Annotated in this window: 28 protein-coding genes, 1 tRNA gene and 1 riboswitch; of the genes, 11 read left to right on the forward strand and 18 right to left on the reverse strand. The window is 75.2% G+C overall.

Translation table 11 applies throughout. The features are described 5' to 3' along the window. Positions 1 to 6: 6 nt before the first annotated feature. Complete coding sequence (locus NRO40_RS10650; RefSeq protein ID WP_058943920.1) at positions 7 to 789, reverse strand: hypothetical protein; 783 nt, start codon at positions 787 to 789, stop codon at positions 7 to 9. A gap of 103 nt (positions 790 to 892) precedes the next feature. After that, positions 893 to 2,359 (reverse strand): ROK family transcriptional regulator, encoded by a 1,467-nt coding sequence (locus NRO40_RS10655; protein ID WP_232791180.1) that lies wholly within the window; start codon positions 2,357 to 2,359, stop codon positions 893 to 895. Between the two features lie 58 nt (positions 2,360 to 2,417). Between NRO40_RS10655 and NRO40_RS10660 the strand changes: the two genes are divergently transcribed. After that, entirely contained in the window at positions 2,418 to 3,494 is a 1,077-nt protein-coding gene (locus NRO40_RS10660) for a Gfo/Idh/MocA family protein (protein WP_058943921.1), read from the forward strand. Next, on the forward strand, positions 3,491 to 3,958 hold the full coding sequence (locus NRO40_RS10665; protein WP_058943922.1) for a heme-degrading domain-containing protein: 468 nt from the start codon (positions 3,491 to 3,493) through the stop codon (positions 3,956 to 3,958). Before NRO40_RS10660 ends, NRO40_RS10665 begins: the two co-directional genes overlap by 4 nt. 183 nt (positions 3,959 to 4,141) lie before the next feature. On the opposite strand, the gene NRO40_RS10670 is transcribed toward NRO40_RS10665, so the two are convergent. From NRO40_RS10670 to NRO40_RS10680, 3 genes are all read right to left on the reverse strand, one after another. Continuing rightward, entirely contained in the window at positions 4,142 to 4,999 is an 858-nt protein-coding gene (locus tag NRO40_RS10670; RefSeq protein ID WP_058943923.1) for a fumarylacetoacetate hydrolase family protein, read from the reverse strand. Positions 5,000 to 5,103: 104 nt separating this feature from the next. Further along, positions 5,104 to 5,802 (reverse strand): YidC/Oxa1 family membrane protein insertase, encoded by a 699-nt coding sequence (locus tag NRO40_RS10675; protein ID WP_058943924.1) that lies wholly within the window; start codon positions 5,800 to 5,802, stop codon positions 5,104 to 5,106. 201 nt (positions 5,803 to 6,003) lie between these two features. After that, on the reverse strand, positions 6,004 to 6,276 hold the full coding sequence (locus tag NRO40_RS10680; protein ID WP_058943946.1) for a DUF6412 domain-containing protein: 273 nt from the start codon (positions 6,274 to 6,276) through the stop codon (positions 6,004 to 6,006). Between the two features lie 204 nt (positions 6,277 to 6,480). Here NRO40_RS10680 and NRO40_RS10685 point away from each other — a divergent pair, with 204 nt between their 5' ends. Both NRO40_RS10685 and NRO40_RS10690 read left to right on the forward strand, forming a co-directional pair. After that, positions 6,481 to 7,497: an SEC-C domain-containing protein gene (locus tag NRO40_RS10685; protein WP_058943947.1), complete on the forward strand. Its 1,017-nt coding sequence runs from the start codon at positions 6,481 to 6,483 to the stop codon at positions 7,495 to 7,497. Positions 7,498 to 7,819: 322 nt separating this feature from the next. Next, positions 7,820 to 8,359, forward strand: coding sequence for an excalibur calcium-binding domain-containing protein (locus NRO40_RS10690; protein ID WP_257375387.1), 540 nt, complete (start codon positions 7,820 to 7,822; stop codon positions 8,357 to 8,359). A 50-nt stretch (positions 8,360 to 8,409) separates the two neighbouring features. Here NRO40_RS10690 and NRO40_RS10695 read toward each other — a convergent pair whose 3' ends face one another. Beyond that, positions 8,410 to 9,192, reverse strand: coding sequence for an aminotransferase class IV (locus NRO40_RS10695; RefSeq protein ID WP_058943925.1), 783 nt, complete (start codon positions 9,190 to 9,192; stop codon positions 8,410 to 8,412). Continuing rightward, positions 9,189 to 9,818 carry a hypothetical protein gene (locus NRO40_RS10700; protein WP_058943926.1) on the reverse strand — a complete coding sequence of 210 codons (630 nt, stop codon included), beginning with the start codon at positions 9,816 to 9,818 and terminating at the stop codon, positions 9,189 to 9,191. The genes NRO40_RS10695 and NRO40_RS10700 overlap by 4 nt, the downstream gene beginning before the upstream one ends. A 130-nt stretch (positions 9,819 to 9,948) precedes the next feature. On the opposite strand from NRO40_RS10700, the gene NRO40_RS10705 reads away from it, so the two are divergent. After that, positions 9,949 to 10,251: a hypothetical protein gene (locus tag NRO40_RS10705; RefSeq protein WP_058943927.1), complete on the forward strand. Its 303-nt coding sequence runs from the start codon at positions 9,949 to 9,951 to the stop codon at positions 10,249 to 10,251. 88 nt (positions 10,252 to 10,339) lie between these two features. Here the strand turns inward: NRO40_RS10705 and NRO40_RS10710 are convergent, their stop codons facing one another. From NRO40_RS10710 to NRO40_RS10725, 4 genes are all read right to left on the reverse strand, one after another. Next, positions 10,340 to 11,662 (reverse strand): DUF445 domain-containing protein, encoded by a 1,323-nt coding sequence (locus NRO40_RS10710; RefSeq protein ID WP_058943928.1) that lies wholly within the window; start codon positions 11,660 to 11,662, stop codon positions 10,340 to 10,342. Between the two features lie 149 nt (positions 11,663 to 11,811). Then, positions 11,812 to 12,786, reverse strand: coding sequence for an ABC transporter ATP-binding protein (locus NRO40_RS10715; protein ID WP_058943929.1), 975 nt, complete (start codon positions 12,784 to 12,786; stop codon positions 11,812 to 11,814). A gap of 3 nt (positions 12,787 to 12,789) precedes the next feature. Next, complete coding sequence (locus tag NRO40_RS10720) at positions 12,790 to 13,557, reverse strand: ABC transporter permease (protein ID WP_079047325.1); 768 nt, start codon at positions 13,555 to 13,557, stop codon at positions 12,790 to 12,792. 64 nt (positions 13,558 to 13,621) lie between these two features. Continuing rightward, positions 13,622 to 14,422 (reverse strand): ABC transporter permease, encoded by an 801-nt coding sequence (locus NRO40_RS10725; protein WP_058943931.1) that lies wholly within the window; start codon positions 14,420 to 14,422, stop codon positions 13,622 to 13,624. Positions 14,423 to 14,785: 363 nt separating this feature from the next. Between NRO40_RS10725 and NRO40_RS10730 the strand changes: the two genes are divergently transcribed. Then, a complete protein-coding gene (locus NRO40_RS10730) occupies positions 14,786 to 17,107 on the forward strand; it encodes a transglycosylase domain-containing protein (RefSeq protein WP_107115178.1) in 2,322 nt (773 codons plus the stop codon). 154 nt (positions 17,108 to 17,261) lie between these two features. Here the strand turns inward: NRO40_RS10730 and NRO40_RS10735 are convergent, their stop codons facing one another. The 3 genes from NRO40_RS10735 to NRO40_RS10745 form a co-directional block, all read right to left on the reverse strand. Continuing rightward, positions 17,262 to 17,582, reverse strand: a complete 321-nt coding sequence (locus NRO40_RS10735; RefSeq protein ID WP_058943932.1) for a DMT family transporter — start codon at positions 17,580 to 17,582, stop codon at positions 17,262 to 17,264. Between the two features lie 35 nt (positions 17,583 to 17,617). Then, positions 17,618 to 17,681, reverse strand: a riboswitch (guanidine-III (ykkC-III) riboswitch). A gap of 35 nt (positions 17,682 to 17,716) precedes the next feature. Next, on the reverse strand, positions 17,717 to 18,055 hold the full coding sequence (locus NRO40_RS10740) for a GroES family chaperonin (protein WP_058943933.1): 339 nt from the start codon (positions 18,053 to 18,055) through the stop codon (positions 17,717 to 17,719). Positions 18,056 to 18,236: 181 nt separating this feature from the next. Continuing rightward, positions 18,237 to 18,560: a DUF3618 domain-containing protein gene (locus tag NRO40_RS10745; RefSeq protein WP_058943934.1), complete on the reverse strand. Its 324-nt coding sequence runs from the start codon at positions 18,558 to 18,560 to the stop codon at positions 18,237 to 18,239. 133 nt (positions 18,561 to 18,693) lie between these two features. On the opposite strand from NRO40_RS10745, the gene bcp reads away from it, so the two are divergent. From bcp to NRO40_RS10765, 4 genes are all read left to right on the forward strand, one after another. After that, positions 18,694 to 19,161, forward strand: a complete 468-nt coding sequence (bcp, locus tag NRO40_RS10750; RefSeq protein WP_058943935.1) for a thioredoxin-dependent thiol peroxidase — start codon at positions 18,694 to 18,696, stop codon at positions 19,159 to 19,161. Positions 19,162 to 19,315: 154 nt separating this feature from the next. Continuing rightward, a complete protein-coding gene (locus NRO40_RS10755) occupies positions 19,316 to 19,945 on the forward strand; it encodes an HNH endonuclease signature motif containing protein (protein ID WP_058943936.1) in 630 nt (209 codons plus the stop codon). Then, positions 19,942 to 20,781, forward strand: coding sequence for an HNH endonuclease signature motif containing protein (locus tag NRO40_RS10760; protein ID WP_058943937.1), 840 nt, complete (start codon positions 19,942 to 19,944; stop codon positions 20,779 to 20,781). The genes NRO40_RS10755 and NRO40_RS10760 overlap by 4 nt, the downstream gene beginning before the upstream one ends. 25 nt (positions 20,782 to 20,806) lie before the next feature. Then, positions 20,807 to 20,882, forward strand: a tRNA-Leu gene (locus tag NRO40_RS10765). A 54-nt stretch (positions 20,883 to 20,936) separates the two neighbouring features. Here NRO40_RS10765 and rdgB read toward each other — a convergent pair. From rdgB to NRO40_RS10785, 4 genes are all read right to left on the reverse strand, one after another. After that, the gene (rdgB, locus tag NRO40_RS10770) at positions 20,937 to 21,539 is read right to left on the reverse strand and encodes an RdgB/HAM1 family non-canonical purine NTP pyrophosphatase (RefSeq protein ID WP_058943948.1); all 603 of its coding nucleotides are present in this window, start codon (positions 21,537 to 21,539) and stop codon (positions 20,937 to 20,939) included. 53 nt (positions 21,540 to 21,592) lie between these two features. After that, positions 21,593 to 21,973: a hypothetical protein gene (locus NRO40_RS10775; protein WP_058943938.1), complete on the reverse strand. Its 381-nt coding sequence runs from the start codon at positions 21,971 to 21,973 to the stop codon at positions 21,593 to 21,595. A gap of 89 nt (positions 21,974 to 22,062) precedes the next feature. Next, the gene (gene rph, locus NRO40_RS10780) at positions 22,063 to 22,794 is read right to left on the reverse strand and encodes a ribonuclease PH (RefSeq protein ID WP_058943939.1); all 732 of its coding nucleotides are present in this window, start codon (positions 22,792 to 22,794) and stop codon (positions 22,063 to 22,065) included. Positions 22,795 to 22,949: 155 nt separating this feature from the next. Then, entirely contained in the window at positions 22,950 to 23,243 is a 294-nt protein-coding gene (locus NRO40_RS10785) for a glucose PTS transporter subunit EIIB (RefSeq protein ID WP_079047323.1), read from the reverse strand. 141 nt (positions 23,244 to 23,384) lie between these two features. Between NRO40_RS10785 and NRO40_RS10790 the strand changes: the two genes are divergently transcribed. Continuing rightward, positions 23,385 to 24,656, forward strand: coding sequence for a PTS transporter subunit EIIC (locus NRO40_RS10790; RefSeq protein ID WP_058943941.1), 1,272 nt, complete (start codon positions 23,385 to 23,387; stop codon positions 24,654 to 24,656). Positions 24,657 to 24,705 lie beyond the last annotated feature (49 nt).

The raw sequence follows: 24,705 nt of genomic DNA on the forward strand, positions 1-24,705 counted from the left end.
GGCCGGTCAGTGGCGGTGGTGGCGGCGGGTGAGGTAGACGGCCGTCGCGCCGAGGGCCACGCAGGTGGCGGCCGCCGCGGACAGGGGGACGGCGTGCGCGGCGGCGCGGCGGCCGGTGCTGGCCAGTTCCTCCGGGAAAATGCCGGGCGGCCGTTTCGGGGCGACCAGGGCGAAGCGGTAGGACGGGGAGGCGCCCACCCAGTCGCCGTCGTCGCCCCTGCGCTGTACGACGGCGGCGTGCGCGGTCACCTCGTCGAGGCGGGCGTCGGCGGCGAACGCGAGGTGGACCGGGACGCGGACGGTGCCGCCGGGCGGGACGACGAAGCCGGCGAAGGCCCGGTCCGTGTCGTCGTCGAGGACGGCGACGATCTCGTCGTGGTCGGTGTGCTCGACCCGGACCGGGCGGGGGCGGCCGCCCGGTGCGGTGGAGAAGCCCAGCCGGACCTGCGCCGGGGTGAGCGTGCCGGACGTGTCGGTGAGGACGATCACCGGGTGGATGTTGCGGCACAGGTGGCGGGTGGTGTTGGTGAGGTCGACATACCAGGTGCTGGGCGCCGCGCCGGGGTGGTACGCGGTGGGGCCCGAGGCGATGCGGGTACGGAGGGGGAAGTCGCGGGCGGCGGTGTCGCCGCAGCTCGGTTCGCGGCCGGCGACGGTCACGTCGCCCGGCGGGCGGCCGGTGACGGCGACGTCACGGGGCGACTGCGCCAGGGCGAGCGCGGGGCCCGCGACGACCGCCGCCGCGGAGACTGCCGCCGCCGTGGCGGCCAGGGCGGTGCGCAGTCGCATGGGAGGGCCTTTGCTGCTCGCCGACGGTCGTCCCCACAGGTCTCCCACCGCGTCCCCCGCGTCCCCCGCCCGTACGGCGGGAACCGCCCGAACAGCGCAACGGTCAACGGCCGAACAGCGGGGCGAGGACCAGTTGGGCCGCGCCCTCGGCGACCAGGTGGGGCGAGCCGGTGGCCAGGGCGACCGGTACGGGCGGCTCGCCCGCGCGGCGGGCGCGGTCGGCGAGGGCCGCGCCGACGCCGCGCAGGAAGGGGCCGGGCGCCGCCGCGACCACGCGGCCGCCGAGCAGGACGCGGTCGACGTCCAGCAGTCCGGCGAGGTTGGCGGCGCCCGCGCCGAGCACGCGCGCCGCCTCGTCGAGGTCGCCGCGGGCGACGGCGGCCAGGCACAGCGCCTCCAGGCAGCCGCGCCCCCCGCACCCGCACGCCGCGCCGTCGAGCTGCACCGTCTGGTGGCCGAACTCGCCCGCGCCCGTACGCGCGCCCCGGTGAAGGACGCCGGCGAGGACGAGCCCCGCGCCCAACCCCGTACCGACGTGGAGGTACGCGAACGAGGCGGCACCGTCCGCCGGCGGGGCGCTCGGGCGACCGCCCGGTGCGGCGCCGGGCCGGTCGGGCGTGACACCGGGCCCATCGGGCGCGACGCCGACCCGGCCGGGCGTGACACCGGGCCCGTCGGGCGCGACGCCGACCCGGCCGGAGGTCCCGCCGGGCCGGCCGGGCGCGCCCCCGGGTCGGTCGGGAGACCCGCCGCGCCCGTCGGCGGGACCACCACGGTCGTCCGGTGCGGCGCCGAGCCGGTCCGGCGCGCCGCCGCGCCCCTCGGGAGTGCCGCCGCGCCCGTCCTGACTGCCGCCGCCCCCGCCCGGGGCCCCGCCGCGCCCGCCCGGGACGCCGTCCGCCGCCTCCCGGTCGTCGTCCGCCGCCTCCCGGTCGCCGGCCCCCGCCTCCCGGTCGTCGTCGGCCCGTAGGGCGAGGGCCAGGGCCGCGGCGTTCGTGTCCTTGTCGAGCGCCACCGGCACGTCCTGCCCCAGCCGCTCGGCAAGGGCGCGGCGGGCCGTGTCGCGCAGCGGGAAGCCGTCCCACGCGGGGAAGCCGGTCACGCGGTGCGGTACCCCCGCGGTGTGGTCGAGCGGCCCGGGCATGGCGATGCCCACGCCCGTCAGGGTGCCGTCCCCGCGCAGGGCGGCCACCTCCTCGACGGCCGCCGCGAGGACCGCTCCGGGGCCCTCGCCCAGGTCCAGGGGCCGGGTGCGCGCGGCGACGGTGGCGCCCGCGAGGTCGAGGAGGACGGCGGTCAGCTCGTCCCGGTCCAGGTGGAGGCCGACGGCGTGGGCGGCGTCGGGGACGAGCCGCAGCAGCGTGCGCGGCTTGCCGCCGGTGGGGACGCCGCGCCCGGCGCCGGCGGCCAGGCCCTCGTCCCGGAGCCGCGCGGTGATCTTGCTGACGGCCTGCGGGGTGAGCCCGGTGCGCTCGGCGAGCTCCAGGCGGCTGACGCCGGCGGCGCCGGCCGCGCGCAGCAAGCCGAGGACGCGGGCGGTGTTGTGACTGCGCAGGCCGGAGAGGTTCACCCGGCCATTCTGCGGGCCCGGCTTGCGGTAACGCAACAGTGTTGCTTAAGTGGCGGTCATGAGCACTCCACCTCCGCTGCGCGTCGGACTCGTCGGCTACGGCCTGGCGGGTTCGGTCTTCCACGCCCCGCTGATCGCCGCGACCGAGGGCCTGGTGCTCGACACGGTCGTCACCGCGAACGAGGAGCGGCGCCGCCAGGCCCGCGACACCTTCCCCGACGTCCGCCTCGCCGGGTCGCCCGACGAGCTGTGGGACCGGGCGGACGAGCTGGACCTGGTCGTCGTCGCGTCCCCGAACCGCACGCACGTCCCCCTCGCGACGGCCGCGCTGGAGGCGGGCCTGCCCGTCGTGGTCGACAAGCCCGTGGCCGGTACCGCGGCCGAGGCGCGTGCCCTCGCGGCGCTCGCCGAGCGGCGCGGCCTGCTGCTCTCCGTCTTCCAGAACCGCCGGTGGGACGCCGACTTCCGCACGCTGCGCGCCCTGTTGGACGCCGGGGAGCTGGGCGAGGTCCAGCGCTTCGAGTCCCGCTTCGAGCGGTGGCGGCCGCGGCCGAAGGGCGGCTGGCGGGAGTCGGGCGCGCCGGAGGAGATCGGCGGCCTGCTGTACGACCTGGGCAGCCACGTCGTGGACCAGGCGCTGGTCCTGTTCGGTCCCGCGGTGCGGGTGTACGCGGAGGTGGACGTGCGGCGGCCGGGCGCGGAGGCGGACGACGACACGTTCGTGGCGGTGACGCACGCGGGCGGGGTCCGCTCGCACCTGTACGTCAGCGCGACGACCGCCCAGCTGGGCCCGCGCTTCCGGGTGCTGGGCTCCCGCGGCGGCTTCGTGAAGTACGGGCTCGACCCGCAGGAAGCGGCCCTGCGGGAGGGCGCGCGACCGGTGGCCGGCGAGCCCTGGGGCGTGGAGCCCGAGGCGCTGTGGGGTCGGGTCGGCGCGGGCGAGTCACCGCTGACGGGCGGCGGGCGGCCGGTGCCGACACTGCCGGGCGACTACCCGGCGTACTACGCGGCCGTGGCCGCCGCGCTACGGGACGGCACGCCCCCGCCGGTCACCGCCGGGGAGGCCGCGGCGGCGCTCGACGTCCTGGAGGCCGCGCGCCGCTCGGCCCGCGACGGCGTGGCGGTGGCGCTGTGACCGCCCCGACCGTCGCCGAACTGGTCGAGCAGCAGGCCCGGCTGACCCTCCCCCGCTTCACGCACGACGACGCGTGGCGGCTCGGCACGATCCTCGTCGACCTGGCCCGCGAGCGGAACGCCCCGGTCGCCGTCGACGTGCGGCGGGGCGCGCAGCAGCTCTTCCACGCCGCCCTGCCCGGGTCGAGCGCGGACAACGACGCCTGGATCGACCGCAAGCGCCGCGTCGTGGAGCGGTACGCGGAGAGCTCGCTCCTGGTCGGTACGCGCTTCCGCGCCAAGGGCGGGTCCTTCGACACGGACTCCCGCCTGGACCCCGACCGGTACGCGGCCCACGGCGGCTCCTTCCCGATCACGGTGGCGGGCGCCGGTGTCGTCGGTGCGGTCACCGTCTCCGGCCTGCCGCAGCTGGAGGACCACGCGCTGGTGGTGGAGGCCCTCGAACGCCTCCTCGCCGGCGCCTGACGGGCGGCCACGCCCACCCGGACCGGCGGGCCGCCCTCCCCCGGGGGCGGCCCGCCCCGGCCGGCGCCCGGCGCGCGCACGCGGCGCGGCCCGGGTCGCCTCCCGGCGCGCACGCGTCGCGGCCCCGGGAGGCCTCCCGACGCGCGGTGGCGGCGGCCGGGCCGACGGACCGGCCCGTGCGCGTCAGGCGTCCTTCAGCTCCTGCCGCTGGCGTCCGAGCCCGTCGATCTCCAGCTCCACCACGTCCCCGGCCCGCAGGTACGGCTTCGGCTCGGGCTGCCCCAGGGCGACACCCGCGGGCGTGCCGGTGGTGACGACGTCGCCCGGGTGGAGCGTCATGAAGTGGCTGACGTAGCGCACGACCTCCCCGACGGGGAAGATCTGGTCGGCGGTGCTGCCGTCCTGCCGCAGCACGCCGTTGACCCACAGCCGCAGCCGCAGGGCCTGCGGGTCGGGCACCTCGTCGGCGGTGACCAGCCAGGGGCCGAGCGGGTTGAACGTCTCGCAGTTCTTGCCCTTGTCCCACGTGCCGCCGCGCTCGATCTGGAACTCCCGCTCCGAGACGTCGTGGCCGACCGCGTACCCGGCGACGTGGGACAGCGCGTCCTTCGCCGACTCCAGGTAGCGGGCGGTGCGGCCGATGACCACGGCGAGCTCGACCTCCCAGTCCGTCTTTCGGCTCCCGCGCGGGACGAGGACGGTGTCGTACGGGCCGACGACGGTGTCGGCGGCCTTGAGGAAGACGACCGGCTCGGCGGGCGGCTCGGCGCCGGTCTCGCGGGCGTGGTCGAAGTAGTTCAGCCCGATGCACACGACCTTGCCGATCCGGGCGACCGGGGGTCCCACCCGCAGCCCGGTCGCGTCCAGGGCGGGCAGGACGCCCGCGCCCGCCGCGGCCCGTACCCGGTCCAGCGCGCCCGCGTCCGAGAGCAGGGCCCCGTCCACGTCCGCGACGAGCGCGGACAGGTCGCGCAGGGTGCCGTCCGGGTCGAGCAGGGCGGGCCGTTCGGCACCCGCCGGTCCGACACGCAGCAGCTTCATGGTCAGTCTCCCGGTGGTCGAGGGTGATCCCCGGCCGATGGGGTGCGGCCATCGTCAGGTTTGGCTGATCCTCCAAGAGACCGAACCACTCCGCAAGCCCGTGTTCACGTACTGGACCGGTCACGCCCGCGCTCCGGTCGGTGGAGGACCGCTCGCTCGGCCGCGCTCCACGTCGCGCTGGTCACGACGTACAGCGCCGCCGCCAGCGGGACGACGGCGACGGTCACGAGCGTCCCGAACGACAGCAGCGGCGCCACCCGGGCCACCGCCGCCGCCCCGGGCGGCCCGGCGTCGGCCCCGGCGTCACCCCCGGCGGCGGCGAGCTGCGCCCTGGTCGTCCGGTACGTCCAGGTGGCGACGGCCGCCACGAGCGCGAAGAGCGCCAGGTAGACCAGCCCGGCCCTCCCGAACGCGCCGCCCTGCGCGAGGGCGTCGACCCACCGGCCGTCCAGCGGCGCCCCGAGGAAGGGCCCGCCGACCCGGCCGGGGCCGGAGAAGAGGTGGTACAGCAGGAAGAACACGGGCAGCTGGAGGAGGCCGGGCAGGCACCCGGCGAGCGGGGACACCTTCTCCCGGGCGTGCAGCTCCAGCACGGCCCGCCGCAACCGCTCCGGGTCCCTCGCGTACCGCTTGCGCACGGCCGCGACCTGCGGCGCCAGCCGGGCACGGGCCCGCTGCCCGCGCGCCGAGGCGAGCGCAAGCGGCAGCAGGGCCGTGCGGACGAGGAGGGTGAGCAGGACGATCGCGGCGGGGGCCGTGACCAGCCCGGAGAACCACGCGAAGAATTCCGTGAAAGCAGACAAAGGGGGACCCCTGGGTCGTCGTCATCCGTCGTTTCGTCGTACCGACGGGCAGGCCGAGTGGTGCCGGGGCGGCCGGGGCCCGGGTGCTTCGCACACCCGGGCGGCGCGGCGGGCCCGGTCGTCGTGCCGGGAGGACCGGCACGCGGCGCGGCGGGACGGGAGGACGTACGACGTACGGGGAGAGGTGGAGAGCGTCCCCGGTTACGCGTGCGCGACCGCCGCCGGACGGCGGTGGCCGGGCGCCCGGGGCCGCCGACGCCCGGAGGCGTCGGGGTCGCGCTGCGGGAGGAAGGCCGTGCGCCGGTCCCGCTCCCGCAGGGCGGTGCGCACCCGGGTGGGCGGCACGGCCGGCACGCTGCGGGCAGCGACGACCGCACACGCGACGAGCGCGGCCGCGACGAGGGCGACGGCCGGGAGCGACGGCCCGTCGGCCAGGAGGACGACTGCGAGGAGGAGGGGCAGGAGCAGGCGCATGAGCGTTCCGTACACGCTGCCTCCTCTCGCCGGATCCGGCTCTTCTGCCCGTCACCGTACAGGAGTTCACCGGGCCGGCGGCAGGCCGCACGTGTCACGGAACCGTCCCGGAACCCCACCCCGCGCACCCCCCGCGACCGCGTCGCCGTCCGGTCCGCGCACAACCCCGCCGGAGCCGCGCCGTACGGCAGTACGGTGGTGACCATGCGCCTCGACACGCCTGCTGACCACACGAACGAAGCCGAGCGCCTGCTGCGCACCGCGGAGCAGTACCCCGGGGACCGTGAGCCGCTCCTCCTGAGGGCCGCCGCGCACCTGGAGCTGGCCGGCGACCGCGCCCGGGCGACGACGCTCTACGACACGCTGCTGTCCACTCCCCCGGCCCCGGAGGACCCGCACCTGGTGCGGGCGCTGAAGGCGGCGAACCTGTGGGAGTACGGGCACGAGGCGGAGGCCCGGGCGATCATCGCGGGCCTGCGGGCCACGGCGCCCGAGTCCCCGTCCGCCTGGGAGATCGTCGGGGAGGCGCTGGAGGCCCACGACGAACTGGAGGCGTCGGAGGAGACGTTCTCGACGGCGGTGAAGGCCCTCGTGCCACTCCCCCACGAGCAGGAGGTGCCGTACGCCGCCGTGTCGCTGCTGGTCTCCCGCCACCGGGTGCGCCGCCTGCTGGCGCGCGAGCACGACGACTGGGACGTCCTGGCGGACCGGCTGCACACGGGCACCGTCCCGCTGGACGAGCTGCACGACCCGAAGCGCACGTGGGCGCTCGGCTCGTCGGACCCGGCCGAGCTCCAGGCGGAGATCACCCGGCTGCGCAGCGAGCTCGGCTCGTACCGCACGGCGCTGTCCCGGCCGTTCCCGGTCGCGGTGCTGCTGTGGCCGCGCGAGGAGCTGACCGAACTGCTCACCGCCTACCCGGAGCTGGAGGCGGAGTACCCGACGTACGACGCGCACCTCACCGACCTGGAGGCGTCGCTGCGCGAGCTGGCCGCCGCGGGCACGCCGAACCTCGGCGTCGTCCGGGGCACGGTCCCGTCGTACGAGGCGTTCGCCGCGTCCGAGGGCGCGTCGCCGGCCGACGCCGACCTGCTCCCCCAGTACGCCACGACCCTGGCCGCCCGGGGCCGGGCGGTGCCGTGGCCCCCGGAGCGCACGGCCCCGTGCTGGTGCGGCTCCGGCGGCCCGTATGCCGACTGCCACGGCAAGGAACTGCCGTAGCGCGGCCGGTCGGAACGGAGGCGGGGCGAGTCCCGGGCGAGAGGCCCGGCGAGCGCGGGTCCCGGGCGAGCGCGGAGGCCGGGCGGGGGACGCGGAGGCCGGGCGGGGGCGAGACGGCCGGGCGGGGGACGCGGAGGCCGGGCGGGGGACGCGGAGGCCGGGCGGGGGCGAGACGGCGGGCGCGGGGGCCGGGCGTAACGGGTTCGGCCGTTTCCGCCCGCCGCGCCTCTCCCGTGCACTAGTTTCACGGTGAACGACCGCCGGCCGGCCCGCCGGACCCCCCACACGCCCCGCGGTCCCGTGTGCGAGGGAGACGTGCGCCATGAGCAACCCGTACCAGCCGGCCCAGCAGCCCCGGCCGTTCCCCGACCCGTCCGTCGCCCCCGCGGAGCCGAGGCCGCTGCACCGGATGAAGCGGGTGTGGGGCGGGGGGCTGCTCCTGCTGCTCATCGGCTCCGGCTGCGGCGCCGCCTTGGACGGCGCGGACGCCGCGAAGCCCACCGACGGCGCCGCGCCGGCCGCCACCGTGACGTCCACCGCCACCACCACGGTCACCGCGACGCCCGCCGCCCCCGCACCGGCGGCGACGGTCACCGCGACCGCGACCGCGACGGCCACGGCCACGGCCACGGCCACCGCGACGGTCACGGCGACGGCGACCGTCACCCGGCGGGCGCCCGCCGAGGAGGCGGGCGCCGACGACACGAGCGGCGGCGGGTCGACGTCCGGCGGCGGGAGCGCCGCGTACTACGGCAACTGCTCGGAGGCCCGCGCGGCCGGCGCGGCCCCCGTCCGCCGGGGCGACCCCGGCTACGGCCTGCACCTCGACCGCGACGGCGACGGCGTCGGCTGCGAGGGCTGAGGGACCGTCTCCCCCCCCCGGCGGACAACCTGTGCGGCGGCCGCTGCGGCTCAGAGGGGGTCCCCCGGCAGGTCGCGGTAGGCGGACCGGAGGGCGGTCACCACGGGGTCGCCGGTGGCGAGGGGGACGCCGTCGACGGAGGCGACCTCGCGGACGCCGACCGCCGCGTTGGTGACGAACGCCGCCCGCATCCCGAGGGCTTCCGCCGGTGTGACCGGCGCCGTGGTGTGCGCGTGGAGGCGGCGCAGCAGCGCCATCGTGACGCCGGGCAGGGCCTCGCCCTCGGGCCAGACCACCCGGTCCGCCGCGTCGACGAAGCCGACGTTCCACGTGGGGCCCTCGGTGACGTGGCCGTCCCGGTCGGTGAAGAGCGCGTCGTCGGCCCCCTGGAGCTGGGCCGCGCGGCGGGTGTGGAGGACGCCGAAGAGGGCGACGTGCTTGACGGCCGCCCGGTCGCGGACGTGCGTCAGGGTCCGCAGCCGCAGCGGGGGCGGCGCCGGCGGGCCGGCCGGGCGGGTGGTGACCAGGACGCGCGGGGTGGCGGGGGCGGCGGGCCGGCCGAGGTCGAGCTCCGGGTCGTAGACCGTGACGCGTACGACGAGGGGGCCGCCCGGCGGCGCGGGCACCGCGCGGCGCACGAGCTCGCGCACCCGGTCCGTGTCGAGGTCCGTCCCGAAGACCGCCCGGCAGTCGCGGGCGAGGCGCTCCAGGTGCAGGGCGAGACCGCGGACGCGCCCGTCCTCGACGCGCAGGGTCGTGAAGTGGCCGTAGTTGGTCAGGGCGAGGGCCCTGAGCTGGTCGGCGCCGGCGGGGGTTCCGTCGAGTTCCGTCACAGGGCCAGTGTGTCCTCCCGGGCCCGTGGGAGGGGAGCGCACGGCAGGCCCCCGACGGGGACGCGCCGTTCGGGCCGGCGGGTGGGGTGGACGCGTACGTACGCGTGGCTGCGGGGGTGCGCGGCGGAGGAGACCAGCACGTCGACCGTCTGCGGTACGTCCGGCGGCGCCGCGGGGGACCGCGCGCCGTACAGGGCGAGGGCGGCGGCGCCGGTGAGGAGCGCGTCGGGGCCGGCGTAGAGGAGGGCGGCGCGCAGCCGCTGCCGGGGGGTGGGGGCGGTGCCGCGCAGCAGGACGACACGGGGCAGCACCCGCCGCCAGGGGCCGCCGGGCCGGCAGCGTTCGGTGACCACGTGCGCGGCGCAGCCGATGGCCTGGAGCTGGTGGACGGTCGCGAGGCCGTCCTGGGCGACGACGAGCGGGTCGGCGGCACAGGCGGCACAGGCGGCACAGGCGGCGCAAGCGCAGGCGGCGAGGTCGGGGCCGACCGCGGCCGGGTCGACGGCGTACGCCGGTACGGCGGTGGTGGCGGGTACGGCGGCGAGGCCCCCGGGAGCAGCCGCGGGCTCCGGCACGGCGGTGGGGGCGGGCGCGGGGCGGGGTGCGGTGGGTCCGGGCATGGGCATGCGCCAACACTCCCCACCCGCGCCCGCCCTTACGCACCGCACCCACACCATCACGCTCCGGCAGCGGCGAGGCGGGTGGGGGAGGCGGGTTAGCCTCGGGGGCGTAGTCGATCAGTCAGGAGGGTTCGCGATGGCCAGGGTTCCGGTGGCGGCGGTTGCCGCGGGTGGGCTCGTCGGGGGTTACGGGGTCGCCCGGTGGACGGGCAGGCGGCCGCTCGGGGGCGTGGCGCTGGCCGCGGCCGGGGCGGTGGCCGGCCGCGAGTGGCGGCGGCGCAGCGGCACCCCGGCGGCGGTCGCGCTGGGCGCCGCGTACGTCGCCGCGTTCGCCGCGTCGCACCCGCTGGCGAAGAAGGTCGGGGCGTGGCCGGCGGTGTTCTCCGTGGCCGGCGGCATGGCGCTGGCCTCGTGGGCGGTGACGCGCCGCGAAAGGTGAGCGGCCGTTGAACACGGCGCGGGCCGGGTGCGTACTCATGGGCACCTCCCCGTAGTACCTGGGCGGGTGGCCGACCGGCAGGGGCCGGTCACCCGCCCAGGGAGTGGGAGACGGTGTGGATGACGAGCCCGGCCAGCGCCCCCACGACCGTGCCGTTGATGCGGATGAACTGGAGGTCCCGGCCGATGTGGGCCTCGATCTTCCGCGAGGTCTGGTCCGCGTCCCAGCTCGCCACCGTGTCGGTGATGAGCGAGGTGATCTCGGCGCGGTACGTCGTCACCACGTACGCGGCGGCGTCCTCCAGCCAGCCCTCGACCTTCCCCTGGAGCCGGGTGTCCGTCTTCAGCCGGACGCCGAGGGAGAGCAGGGACGCGCGGGCGCGCAGCCGCAGCTCGCTGTTCTCGTCCTCCGCCGCCGACATGATCATGGCGCGGATCGACGCCCACGCGGAGGCGATGACGTCCTGCACCTCGGGACGGGCCAGCAGCTCCGACTTCAGCCGCTCGACGCGCGCCCGCGTGTCGGTGTCCGCCTGGAGGTCGCCGGCGAAGTCGGCGAGGAAGCGGTCGATCGCGCCGCGCGCCGGGTGGCCGGGCATGTCGCGCACCTCGGTGACGAACCGCAGGAGCTCCTTGTAGACCCGCTCGCCGACCTTCCGGTCGACGAAGCGCGGGGTCCACCCGGGCGCCCCGCCCTGCACGGCGTCCATCACCGAGTCGCCGTGGGTGACCAGCCAGTCGTGGGCGCGGGCGCAGACCAGGTCGACCGCCCGGTGGTGCGCCCCGTCGGCGACGACGCGGTCCAGGGTCTTGCCGATGCCGGGCGCGATCTCGACGGCCTCCGCCCGCCGGGTGATCGCCTCCCCGACGACGGCCTGGACGTCGGCGTCCCGCAGGACCGTCAGCGCGCCGCGCAGCGCCGTGGCCAGCTCGGCCGTCACCCGGTCCACGTGCGCGGGCTCCGCCATCCACGTGCCGAGGCGGGCGGCGACGTCCAGCGCCCGCAGCCGGACGCGCACCACATCGGCGGAGAGGAAGTTCTCCCCGACGAACGTGCCGAGGGACTCGCCCAGCTGGTCCTTCTTCGTCGGGATGATCGCCGTGTGCGGGATCGGCAGGCCCATCGGGCGGCGGAACAGCGCCGTGACCGCGAACCAGTCCGCGAGGGCGCCCACCATGCCCGCCTCGGCGGCCGCCGCGACGTACCCCGGCCAGCCCGTCACACCGGACGCCTCCGCCCAGGTCGCCAGGGCGTAGACCACCGCCACGAGGAACAGCAGTGCCGTCGCCGCCGCCTTCATCCGGCGCACGCCGCGGCGCCGCTCCTCGTCCTCCGCCGTGTACGCGAAGCCCGCGGCTCCCGCCGTCCGCGCGGCCCTGGCCGTCGGTGTGTTCGTGCCGGTACCGGTCATGCGCTCCGCCCTCGTCGCCGTCTCCTGTCCTCCAGGACCTACTCCCGGGGCAGGCCGCTGGTTCCAGGACCGGCCGTCTTCCCGACCGTTCGGAATCGATCATTCTCACCTTCTCGCGGCACGCCTTCCCCCTCCCCACCGGGACACCCCTAAGGCGTGCGGCGTTCGGCGTACATCCTCGCGATGACCGCCTCGATGTCCGGCTCCCGCACCGACAGGTCGACCAGCGGACAGGCGGCGGCGACCGCGGCGACGAGCGGCGCGGCCGACGCCGACGCCGGGAAGGCCAGCCACTGCCGCGACCCCTGGACCCGGACGACGCGCGCGCCGGCGACCTCCAGGGGCGGCAGCTCGCGCTCCAGGTCGACGACGAGGGTGCGCTCGCCCGCCCCTGCCGCGTACAGCTCCTCCACGGTGCCGTCGTGGACGAGCCGCCCGTGGTCGATGACCATCACCCGCCGGCACAGCTGCTCGATGTCGCCGAGGTCGTGCGTGGTGAGCAGGACCGTCGTGCCGCGGTCGGCGTTGAGGTCCCGCAGGAACGCGCGGACCTTCGCCTTCGACACGACGTCCAGGCCGATCGTCGGCTCGTCGAGGTAGAGGACGTCCGGGTCGTGGAGCAGCGCCGCCGCGATGTCGCCGCGCATCCGCTGGCCGAGCGAGAGCTGCCGGACGGGCACCTCCAGCAGGTCGCCCAGGTCGAGCAGTTCGACGCAGCGGTCGAGGTTCTCGCGGAACCGGGCGTCCGGGACCCGGTACAGACGGTGCACCAGCCGGTACGAGTCGCGCAGCGGCAGGTCCCACCACAGGCTGGTCCGCTGGCCGAAGACGACACCGATCCGGCGGGCCAGGCGCGTCCGCTCCCGCGACGGGTCGATGCCGGCGACCCGCAGCCTGCCGCCGCTCGGCGTGAGGATGCCGGTGAGCATCTTCACGGTGGTGGACTTGCCGGCGCCGTTGGGGCCGATGTACCCGACCATCTCACCGCGCGCCACACGGAAGCCGATGCCGTCCACCGCCCGCACCTGCCGCCTCTCCCGGCGCAGCAGACCCGCCCTGCGCCGGACGTCGAAGACCTTCTCGACGTCATCCAGCTCGATGAAGTCCGCTTCCGTGGTGCTCACGCCTCAGCTCCCCGTCGATCGGTACGAACGCAGACCGGCCCGCCAGGCCAGGCCCGCCGCCGCCACGCACACGGCGGCGACGAGCGGCGGGGCGAAGGCCGCCCACGACGGCAGGCCCGCCGGGGCGTCGCGCCCCAGCACGTACAGGGCGGGCACCCAGTTCACGAACGCCAGCGGCACGACGTAGACGACGCCGCGCACCAGGTCGCCGGCGAAGACGGACGGCGGGTACTGCAGGAGGGTGTTCCCGCCGTACGTGAAGGAGTTGGCGACCTCGGCGCCGTCCTGCGCCCAGAACTGGAACGCGGCCCCGGCCGTCATCAGCGAGCCGAAGATCAAGGCGCCCGTCAGGGTCATCAGCGGCACCATGGCCACCTTCAGCGGCGTCCACTCCACCCCGTCCAGCACCACCAGCGACCACACCAGCACCAGCAGCCCCTGCGTGACGCGGCCCAGCCGCCGCAGCGCGAACCGGTCCGCCGCCACCTGGGCCAGCACCGGCACCGGCCGCACCAGCAGCGTGTCGAGGGTGCCGTCCCGCACGCGCCGGCCGACCTTCCCCACCTGACCGATCGCCAGGTCCGCCAGGCCGAAGGCGGTGCCGGTCGTCCCGTAGAGGAACGCCACCTCGGCGAAGGAGAACCCGCCGAGTCCCCGCACGTGCGTGAACATCATCAGGATCACGACGAAGTCGAAGAAGTTCGCCACCGCGTTGGACAACAGCGTCATCACGAAGGAGAAGCGGTACGTCATCGTCGAGCGGATCCACATCAAGGCGATCAGCCCGTACGCCCGCGCCCCCCACGCGGCACGGCCCACCGGCCCACCGGGATCGTCAACCACCCTGCACCACCACTCGGCGCGTCGCGACCGCCTGGAGCAGCCGGCCCGCCCCCAGCAGCACCAGCGCCCAGCCCGCCTGGAAGGCGTACGCCTCCAGCAGCCCCCAGCCGGTCCGCTTCTCCAGGAACACGTCGGCGGGGACCTGGAGCATCGACGCCCAGGGCAGCATCCGCGCGACCTCCCCCAGCCCGCCCGGGAAGACCGTCAGCGGCAGCAGCATCCCCGAGAAGAACAGCCCCGACAACCACGCCACCTGCACCACGCCCGCGCCGTCCATCAACCAGAACACCGACAGCGCCACCAGGAACCAGACCGCGAAGCTCACCACGACCCCGAGCGCCACCGACACCAGGAACGCCGGCCAGGTGAGCGGGTGTTCGGGCAGGGCCAGGTCGAACGCGCACGCGCCCACCGCCATCGGCACGGCCCCCCGCCCCAGCAGCTGGAACGCGGCGCGCCCCAGGTCGGCGGCGAGCCACCACGCCTGGAGGTCGGCGGGACGGTGGAGGTCCACGGCGATGTCACCGGTCCTGATCCGCTCGATCAGCTCGTCCTCGAAGCCGCCGCCCATGAGGGAGCAGGCGGCGAGCAGCGCCTGTCCGAGCCAGACGTACGCGAGGGCCTCGGGCAGGTCGTAGCCGCCGAGCCGGGGGCGCTCCTCCCACAGGGCCGTGTAGGTGAACGCCAGGACGAAGCCGAAGACGGTATTGGTGAAGACCCCGGCGGCGGTGGCCATCCGGTAGGTGGCGTGGCGCCGGAAACCGCCGCTCAGCACGGCCAGGTACAGCCGCATGACGCCGCCTCCGCCCTCTCCCGTCCCGCGCGGCCGACGCTCGGCCGAAGCGGGTGAGCGTAGCCAGTCGCCCGCGGGGAGCGCGACCGTTTTTCCGGCCGCGCCCGGCCGGTCGGGGGCGGCGGCCTGGGGTGGCGGGCGGGGATGGCGGGCGGGGATGGCGGGCGGCCGCCCGGAGCGGCCCGCCGGGAGCGGCGGGTCCAGTCGGGTGCGGTCGGTCCTGCCGGGTCCGGTCGGTCCGGCCGGGTCCGGTCGTCAGATCCACGAGAAGGGCGTCGGGCCGGTGCACTATGAGACAGGCGACAAACCGCCACATGTCGGACAGTCGGACAGTGACCGCGATCGTGACCGTGCCGGAGACCCATGAGCGACGACCCGCCGCAGCCCACCACCGGAGGCTGGGAACCCCGTGACCCCACCGTCCACACCCCCGGCGGCACACCCGCCCGACCGCCCCGCCGCGCCCGCCTCCGCATCCGCCGGCGGAAGCGGCGCACCGGATGGCGCAGGATCATCCCCACCCGGCGGACCGTCCTCGGCGGGTTCCTCCTCCTCGTCCTCCTCGCCACCGGCGGCCTCCTCGCCGGCTACCACCTGGTCGACGTCCCGCCCGCCAACGCCGCCGCGACCGCCCAGGCCAACGTCTACCTGTACGCCGACGGCACCCCCCTCGCCCAGGGCGGCCGCGTGAACCGCGAGAGCGTCCCCCTCGCCCGCGTCCCCCGCCCTCTGCGCCAGGCCGTCCTCGCCGCCGAGGACCGCGACTTCCACACCGAGCCCGGCGTCGACCCCGAGGCCCTCGTCCGCGCCGCCTGGAACACCGTCACCGGCAAGGGCACGCAGGGCGGATCGACCATCACCCAGCAGTACGTGAAGAACTACTACCTCGGCCAGGAGCGCACCCTCACCCGCAAGGTGAAGGAGTTCTTCATCGCCATCAAACTCGACCGCAGCCAGACCAAGGACCAGATCCTCGAGGGCTACCTCAACACCAGCTACTACGGACGCAACGCCTACGGCGCCCAGGCCGCCGCCCGCGCCTACTACGGCAAGGACGTCCAGGACCTCAGCACCGCCGAGGGCGCCTACCTCGCCTCCCTCCTCAACGCCCCCAGCGCCTACGACGTCGGCGCCCGCCCCACCAACCGCCCCCGCGCCCTCGCCCGCTGGAACTACGTCCTCGACGCCATGGTCCAGGAACGCTGGCTCACCGCGGCCGAACGGAAGGGCCTCGTCTTCCCCGCGGTCCTCCCCGCCCGGCCCACCGCCGGCCTGGCCGGCCAGCGCGGCTACGCCGTCCAGGCGGTCGACGCCTTCCTCGCCCGCAACGGCATCCTCAGCGAACAGGCCATCGCCGCCGGCGGCTACCGCATCACCACGACCCTGGAGAAGGGCCGCATGGACGCCTTCGCCGACGCCGTACGCGCACAGGTGACCGACCGGCTCGACCCGGCCGCCAACCCCGCCGACCGGTACGTACGGGTCGGCGGCGCCTCCATCGAACCCGCCACCGGCCGCGTCGTCGCCCTCTACGGCGGCGTCGACTACACCCGGCAGTACGTCAACAACGCCACCCGCCGCGACTACCAGGTCGGCTCCACCTTCAAACCGTTCGTCCTGGCCTCCGCCGTGGCCCACGGCGCCACCACGCAGACCGGCGAACCCATCACCCCGAACACCGTCTACGACGGCAGCAACAAACGCCCCGTCGAAGGCTGGACCGGCGCCCTCTACGCCCCCGCCAACGAGGACGACGTCAACTACGGCGGCATCCCCCTGCGCACCGCCACCGACCGGTCCGTCAACGCCGTGTACGCGCAGCTCGCCGTCGACGTCGGACCGAAGAAGGTCAAGCGCACCGCCATCGCCCTCGGCCTGCCCGCCGACACCCCCGACCTCAACGCCTCCCCGTCGATCGCCCTGGGCCCCGCCACCGCCAGCGTCCTCGACATGGCGGAGGCGTACGCGACGCTCGCCAACCACGGCCGGCGCGGCCTGTACACCCTCGTCGACAAGGTCGAACGGATCGACCCCGCCGGCGACCAGCCCCTGCCCCTGCCCGCCGCCGGCGCCACCGTCCGCCAGGCCGTCAGCCGCGAGGCCGCCGACACCACCACGGCCGTGCTGCGCGGCGTCGTCGAGGGCGGCACCGGCACCGCCGCCCGCGCCGCGGGACGCCCCGCCGCCGGCAAGACCGGCACCGCCGAGGACGACAAGGCCGCCTGGTTCGCGGGTTACACGCCCGACCTCGCCACCGTCGTCGCCCTCATGGGCCAGGACCCCGACACGGGCGCCCAGCGGCCGCTGTACGGGGCGCTCGGCCTGGACCGCGTCAACGGCGGCGGCCCGCCCGCGGAGATCTGGGCCCACTACACGGGAACCGCCCTGGAGGGCACACCGGTCCGGGACTTCGACCTGGAGGTCGCCGAAGGCGCCGACTTCCCGTTCGACGCGCCCTGGGGCACCGACCGGCCGCCCGGGTCGGAGGCCCCCTGGGAGGGGCCGCACGAGGAGGAGGTGTGGGCGCCGGACGGCGAACGGTACGACGAGGGCGACCACGGCCCCGGCCGCACCCCCGCCGCACGGCCGGAACAACCCCCCGGCCGGACCCGGACCCAGGACCAGGCACAGGACCAGTCCGAGAACCAAGGGCAGGCACGGAACCCGGGACAGGCACAGCCATGACCCGGGCGCAGGCACCCGGCGGCGAACAGCGCCGGGGACGGACGGCGACCCCGGGGAACGGACCGGAACAGCGACCACCCGCCCCCGCCCCGGCACCGGGCCCGGGCGCGGCCCCCGCGGGCGGCACCGTCCGGACGGGGCCCGCGGCCGGCCGTCAGTGACCCGACGTGGCCTTCAGCCCCACCACGGCCACCAGCAGCAGACAGACGAAGAAGATCCGGGCGGCGGTCGCGGGCTCGTCGAAGACGACCATCCCCAGCACCGCCGCACCGGCGGCGCCGATCCCCACCCACACCCCGTACGCCGTGCCGATCGGCAGCGTCCGGGCCGCCCGCGCCAGCAACACCATGCTGGCGGCGATCCCCAGACACGTCAGCACGCTCGGCCACAGCCGCGTGAACCCGTCGGTGTACTTCATCCCCACCGACCAGCCGACCTCCAGCAGACCGGCGACGACGAGCAGGACCCAGGCCATGGCGACACGCACCCTTCGAGACGAGAGCAACAGGCGGTGCGTCGTCTTTGCCTTCGGACCCGGTACGGCGCGTCTCGTCGGGTTCCCCCCAGGGTAACCGGACCCGGGGGGACGGGCGGCGGGGGCCGGAACGCTCAGAGGTAGAGCCCCGTGGAGTCCTCCGACCCCTCGAAGCGGTCGGCGGCCACCGCGTGCAGGTCCCGCTCCCGCATCAGCACGTACGCCACGCCCCGCACCTCGACCTCGGCACGGTCCTCGGGGTCGTACAGGACGCGGTCGCCCGCCTCGACGGTCCGGACGTTCTGACCGACCGCGACCACCTCGGCCCAGGCCAGCCTGCGGCCCACCGCCGCGGTCGCGGGGATGAGGATGCCGCCTCCCGAGCGCCGCTCGCCCTCGGGAACGTCGGACCGGACCAGCACCCGGTCGTGCAGCATCCGGATGGGCAACTTGTCGTGGGTGTTCTCGCTCACGCCACGAACTTACCCGGCCGGGCCGCACACCGGCGCCGGAGGGGCCCCGCACACGGCCGGAACCCCGACCGCGAGCGGCGCCCCGCCCCCCGCCGGAACGCCGCGGACCGACGGGGGGCGGCGCGAACCGCGGCGGACCGGCGGGGACCGGCCGGGAGGCGGGGCGGCGCCGGCCGGGGGACTACTTCCGGCGCTTGCCGCGGCCCGACAGCACGATCAGGCCGACGACACCGACGGCGAGCAGCGCCACCGGGATCACCCGCTCCAGGCGCGGGCCACCGTCCTCGGTCACCAGGCCCGCCTTGACGTCGGCCACCACCCGGTTCACGGCGACGTAGGCCCGGCCGGCCGTCTCGTCGACCGTGGACGCCACCTTCGCCTTCGCGTCGCCCATGATCGTCTTCGGGTGCATCCGTACGCCGATCTCGTCGAGCGTGACGGCGAGCTGCTCGCGCCGGCGGACGATGTCCGCCTCGATCTGCGCGGGGGTCCTGGCGTCCGACACCGAGCTGCCTCCGTAGGTGGTCGTGGATCTCCGGTCGTCCCGCACAGTTTGTCAGCTCCGCGGCCCGCAGGCTGTCACAGACCCCCATTAGGCTCGGTCCGGTACCACCACACCCCCGTGAGGAGCCACGACCATGAGCGAGCGACTGCAGCCCGGCGACACCGCCCCCGCCTTCACCCTGCCCGACGCGGACGGCAAGGAGGTCTCGCTCGCGGACCACAAGGGCCGCAAGGTCATCGTCTACTTCTACCCGGCCGCCCTCACCCCCGGCTGCACCAAGCAGGCGTGCGACTTCACCGACAACCTCGACGTCCTGGCCGACGCCGGGTACGACGTGATCGGCGTCTCGCCGGACAAGCCGGAGAAGCTGGCGAAGTTCCGGGAGAAGGAGGACCTGCGGGTCACGCTCGTCGGCGACCCGGAGAAGAAGGTCCTGGAGGCGTACGGCGCCTTCGGCGAGAAGAAGCTCTACGGCAAGACGGTGACGGGCGTCATCCGCTCCACCGTGATCGTCGACGCCGACGGCAAGGTCGAGCGCGCCCTGTACAACGTGAAGGCCACCGGCCACGTCGCGAAGATCATCAAGGACCTCGGCATCTGACCCCGGCGCGCCCCCTCGCACCCCCACCACGAACGGCCCGCACCGCCCCACCGGCGGCCCGGGCCCTTCCGCCCGCCGAACGTGACCACCGGACAAGCGTTTCGTTGACCCGTACGAGGCCACGAACGTACGGCCGGATGGGGAGGGGAGCGCGATGGCGGTGGTCAGGTACACCCGGGAACTGCTCGCGGAGGCGGCACGCGCGACGAACGACTGGCATGAAGCGGTGCGCTGGTGCGGTGGCACACCCACGGCGGGCAGTCGACGCTACCTGCGCAGGAAGATGGCGGAGGCCGGCGTGGACACCTCCCACTTCCCCGCACGGTGGGCCCGGCACACGGAGGAGACCCTGCGCGAGGCGGTCGCCCTCTCGAACGGTGTCAGCGACGTCGTGCGCCGCCTCGGACTCCGTCCGGTCGGTGGGAACCAAGCCCACATCAGCCGCCGGATCGCAGCGCTCGGCATCGACACCTCGCACTTCGCGGCACCACGGGGGGCCGGCTCCAGGCGGGCACGGCGGCCGCTGCTGACCCTCCGGGCGCCGGAGGAGGGCCGGGTGCGCGGCGAGCGGCTCCGACGCGAGCTGCTCAGGACCGGGGTGCCGGAGCGGTGCGCGACGTGCGGCACCGGGCCCGAGTGGAACGGCGCACCCCTCCGGCTGGAAGTCGACCACATCAGCGGGGACTGGTGGGACAACCGCCCGGGGAACCTCCGCCTGCTCTGCCCGAACTGCCACGCCGTCACCGACACCCACCGGGGTCGTAGGCGGAGGACGACGGCATGAGCACGCCCCGGTACACCCGCGACGTCCTGGCGAGGACCGCCGCCTCGTCGTCCAGCCTCGTGGACCTCCTGCGGCGTCTCGGCACACCCGTCGGCGCCGGCCCCCTGAGGTACCTGCGCCGGAGGCTCGCGCACTACGGGACGGACACGTCCCACTTCGTGGAGGAGACCCTCCCCTCCCGGGAGAAGCGCACCTACTCCAGGGAGCGGCTGGAGGAAGCGGCCGCCCGCTCCCACAGCATCCGGGAGGTGCTGGAACACCTGGGCTGCCCACCGCAGGACGGCTCGTACGGTCACATCAGGAAGAGGCTCGACCGGTTCGGCATTGACACCTCGCACTTCACCGGTGGCCGTAGGCACGGGCCGGGCCCGCTCCCCCGCGAGCCACTGGCGTCCGCCGTCGCCGGGTCGACGAGCGTGGCGGGAGTGCTGAGAGTCCTCGGCCTCCGCGACACCGGTGCCGCACGCGCCCGGGTGAAGCGCGGGCTGGAGGCGCACGGCCTGTCCACCGCCCACTTCACGGGACAGGCCCATCGCCGCGGCACGGTCGCGCCCACCCGGAGGTCCACCGGCGAGGTCCTGCGGAGGCGACCGCCCGGTTCGCCGCGCGTGAAGACCGTCGTGCTGCGGCGGGCACTGGACGACCTGGGGGTGCCCCGCGTCTGCGCCGCGTGCGGGACCGGTGACACGTGGCAGGACCGACGGCTGGTCCTGGAGATCGACCACGTCAACGGTGACCGGCTGGACAACCGCCGGGAGAACCTCCGCTACTTGTGCCCTTCGTGCCACAGTCAGACGGGCGGTTTCTCCCGTCGGTGCCCCACTCCCGGGGCATGAGCGGCCCGCTAGAGTAGGCCGGGACGGGTCCGTACCCCAGCTGGCCGAGAGGGCGCCGGTTTAGGTCCGGTGTGTCGTGGGTTCGAGTCCCACCGGGCCCACGGAGAGACGGCCCCGCGCTTCCCTTACCGAAGGTGCGGGGCCGTTCCGTTGCGTCAGCCCAGCAGTTCCCGGAGGGACGGGAGGAGGGCGCGGAAGGCCTTGCCGCGGTGGCTGATGGCGTTCTTCTCGGCCGCGCTGAGTTCCGCGCAGGTGCGGGTGTCGCCGTCGGGCTGGAGGATCGGGTCATAGCCGAAGCCGCCGCTGCCCTCGGGGGCGTACCGGAGGGTTCCGTCGAGGCGTCCTTCGACGACGCGTTCGGTGCCGTCGGGGAGGGCGAGGGCGGCCGCGCAGGCGAAGTGGGCGCCGCGGTGGGGGGCGTCGATGTCGGCGAGCTGGGCGAGGAGGAGGTCGAGGTTGGCCTTGTCGTCGCCGTGGCGGCCGGCCCAGCGGGCGGAGAAGATGCCGGGGGCGCCGCCGAGCACGTCGACGCAGAGGCCGGAGTCGTCGGCGACGGCGGGGTGGCCGGTGGCGCGGGCGAGGGCGTGGGCCTTGAGGAGGGCGTTCTCCGCGAAGGTGACGCCGGTCTCCCGGACGTCGGGGACGTCGGGATGGGCGTCGGCGCCGACGAGTTCGTGGGGGAGTCCGGCGTCGGCGAGGATGGCGCGGAGTTCGGTGATCTTCCCGGCGTTGCGGGTGGCGAGGATCAGGCGGGTCATGGGGTCCAGTATCGCCAGGGGCCGGGTGGTCACGGGGTCACGGGGTCACGGGGTCACGGGGTGCAGACCTTGCCGACCTCGGCGGCGGCGTCGGTGACGGGCTTGAGGTCGGGGGTGGTGTCGCCGTTGTTGACGGCGGTGCGGACCTGGTCGACGCCGCCGGCGAGGTCGTCGACGGCCTTGGAGAGGTCGGCGTTGCCGGTCTTCTCCTTGAGGGTGGCGAGTTCCTGGTCGATGGCGGTGAGGGATTCCTCGATCTGGGTGGGGTCGCCGGCATTGGAGGCGGCCTGGCTGAGGCGGTCGACGCTGGTGGCGATGGCGTCGGCGGCCTGGACGCAGCCGAGTGCGGTGTCGAGGGTGCCGCAGCCGGTGAGGGTGAGGGCGGCGGTGAGGGCGGTGCCGGCGATGAGGGTGGTGGTGCGGTGTCGGCGCATGGGTGGGTTCTCCCCTGGTCGGTGCGGGCGCACGGGTGTGTCCGTGCGCCCGTGTTCGGTGGGACGCCGCCGGGGGGCGGCGTGGTTGCTCAGAGGGTGGTGTCGAGCGCCTGGCGCTGGAGGAGGGCGAGGTCGGCGCAGCCGCCGGTGGCGAGGTCGAGGAGGGCGTTGAGCTCCTTGCGGTCGAAGGGCTCGGCCTCGGCGGTGCCCTGGACCTCGACGAAGCGGCCGTCGCCGGTGCAGACGACGTTCATGTCGGTCTCGGCGCGGACGTCCTCCTCGTAGCGGAGGTCGAGGAGGGGGGTGCCGTCGACGATGCCGACGGAGACGGCGGCGACGGTGCCGGTGAGGGGCTTGCGGCCGGCTTTGACGAGCTTCTTGGCCTGGGCCCAGGCGATGGCGTCGGCGAGGGCGACGTAGGCACCGGTGACGGCGGTGGTGCGGGTGCCGCCGTCGGCTTGGAGGACGTCGCAGTCGAGGACGATGGTGTTCTCGCCGAGGGCCTTGTAGTCGATGACGGCGCGCAGGGAGCGGCCGATGAGGCGGGAGATCTCGTGGGTGCGGCCGCCGATCTTGCCGCGGACGGACTCGCGGTCGCCGCGGGTGTTGGTGGCGCGGGGGAGCATGGAGTACTCGGCGGTGACCCAGCCTTCGCCGCTGCCCTTGCGCCAGCGGGGGACGCCCTCGGTGACGGAGGCGGTGCACAGGACGCGGGTGTCGCCGCAGGAGATGAGGACGGAGCCCTCGGCGTGCTTGCTCCAGCCGCGGTGGATGGTGACCGGGCGGAGCTGTTCGGGGGTGCGGCCGTCGATTCGGGTCATGGCGAAGAGCCTAGGGGCTGGCGGGGGTGGCGTGTGCCGGGTGGGCGGGAGCGGGGCGGGGGTGGGGGTGGGAACGTGACGGGGCCCGCCTCCGTACTGCCCGGTGGGCGGTGCGGGGGCGGGCCCGGTGAGGTGTCGTGCCGTTCAGCGGCGGGTCACATCATGTCTTCGATCTCGGCGGCGATGGGGTCGGCGTCGGTGCCGATGACGACCTGGATGGCGGAGCCCATCTTGACGACGCCGTGGGCGCCGGCGGCCTTCAGCGCGGTCTCGTCGACCAGGGCGGGGTCGTTGACCTCGGTGCGGAGGCGGGTGATGCAGCCCTCGACCTCTTCGATGTTGTCGATCCCACCGAGCCCGGCGACGATCTTCTCAGCCTTGCTGGCCATGTCTTTCTCCCTGTGTTCAAAGAGCGCAGTCTCGGCGCGCCGTTCGTCCGCGTTTGTCACGGTAACTCACGGTTGGCCCATCTACGCAGGCGAGTCGCCGCCCCGTCCTCGAACATGACGATCACCGGCACCCTGCCCGCGGCCGGGCTCCGGGGAGCCTATCGCAACTGGTCTACACCAGTCTGTTCCGGGAGGACGCGGATGAGCAAGGAGCGTACGGAGGGCACGGCCGCCCCGCGCAAGTCACGGTGGAGCGGGCTGTTCCAGGGGCTGCAGAAGGTCGGCCGGAGCCTGCAGCTGCCGGTGGCGGTGCTGCCCGCCGCCGGTCTGCTGGTGAGTCTGGGCAACCTGTTCTCGGCGTACCTGGACGGGCCCTTCTGGGAGCGGACGTCGGACGTGCTGCTGAAGGGCGGTACCGCGATCCTCGACGGTTCGTTCGGGTTGCCGCTGCTCTTCTGCATCGGTGTGGCGATCGGGTTCGCGAAGAAGGCGGACGGGTCGACGGCGCTGGCTGCGGTGGTCGGTTTCCTCGTGTACTTCAACGTGCTCCAGGCGTTCCCGCGCGAGGGGACGGTGACGGAGGAGCTGCCGGAGGGGGTGCCGCAGAACCCGGGGGTGCTGGGGGGCATCCTGATCGGTCTGCTGACGGCCGTGGTGTGGCAGCGGTACCACCGGACGAAGCTGGTCGACTGGCTGGGCTTCTTCAACGGGCGCCGGCTGGTCCCGATCCAGATGGCGTTCTTGTGCGTGGTCCTCGGTGTGCTGTTCGGGCTGCTGTGGGAGCCGGTCGGCGTGGCGCTGGAGTGGTTCGCCCGGCACCTGATCGACCTGGGCGCGTGGGGCGCGGGCATCTTCGGCCTGGCGAACCGGTTGTTGATCCCGGTGGGGATGCACCAGTTCCTGAACACGTTCTTCTGGTTCCAGGCGGGTGAGTTCAGGAAGCCGGACGGGACGGTGGTGCGGGGTGACCTGACGCGGTTCTTCGCGGAGGACCCGACGGCCGGGCAGTTCATGTCGGGCTTCTTCCCGATCATGATGTTCGGCCTGCCTGCGGCCGCGCTCGCCATCGCGCACACGGCGCGGCCGGAGCGGCGGCACGAGGTGACGGGGCTGATGGTGTCGGTGGCGCTGACGTCGTTCGTGACGGGGGTGACGGAGCCGATCGAGTTCTCGTTCATGTTCGCGGCGCCGCTGCTGTACGGGCTGCACGCGGTGCTGACGGGTGCGTCGATGGTGATCACCTGGGCGCTCGGGGTGCACGCGGGGTTCAGCTTCTCGGCGGGGTTGATCGACTACGTCGTGAACTGGCACCTGGACACCAAACCGTGGTTGATCATCCCGATCGGCCTGGGGTTCGCGGTGGTGTACTACGTGGTCTTCCGCTTCGCGATCACGTTCTTCGACCTGCCGACGCCGGGGCGGGAGCCGGAGGAGGTGCAGGAGGAGCCCGAGCAGCGGGCGGCGGCGCCGTAGGCGGACCCCACCCGTGTACGCCTCCCCGGCCGGCCCCGCGTACGCCTCC

The sequence above is a fragment of the Streptomyces changanensis genome (genome assembly GCF_024600715.1).
Classification (GTDB): domain Bacteria; phylum Actinomycetota; class Actinomycetes; order Streptomycetales; family Streptomycetaceae; genus Streptomyces; species Streptomyces changanensis.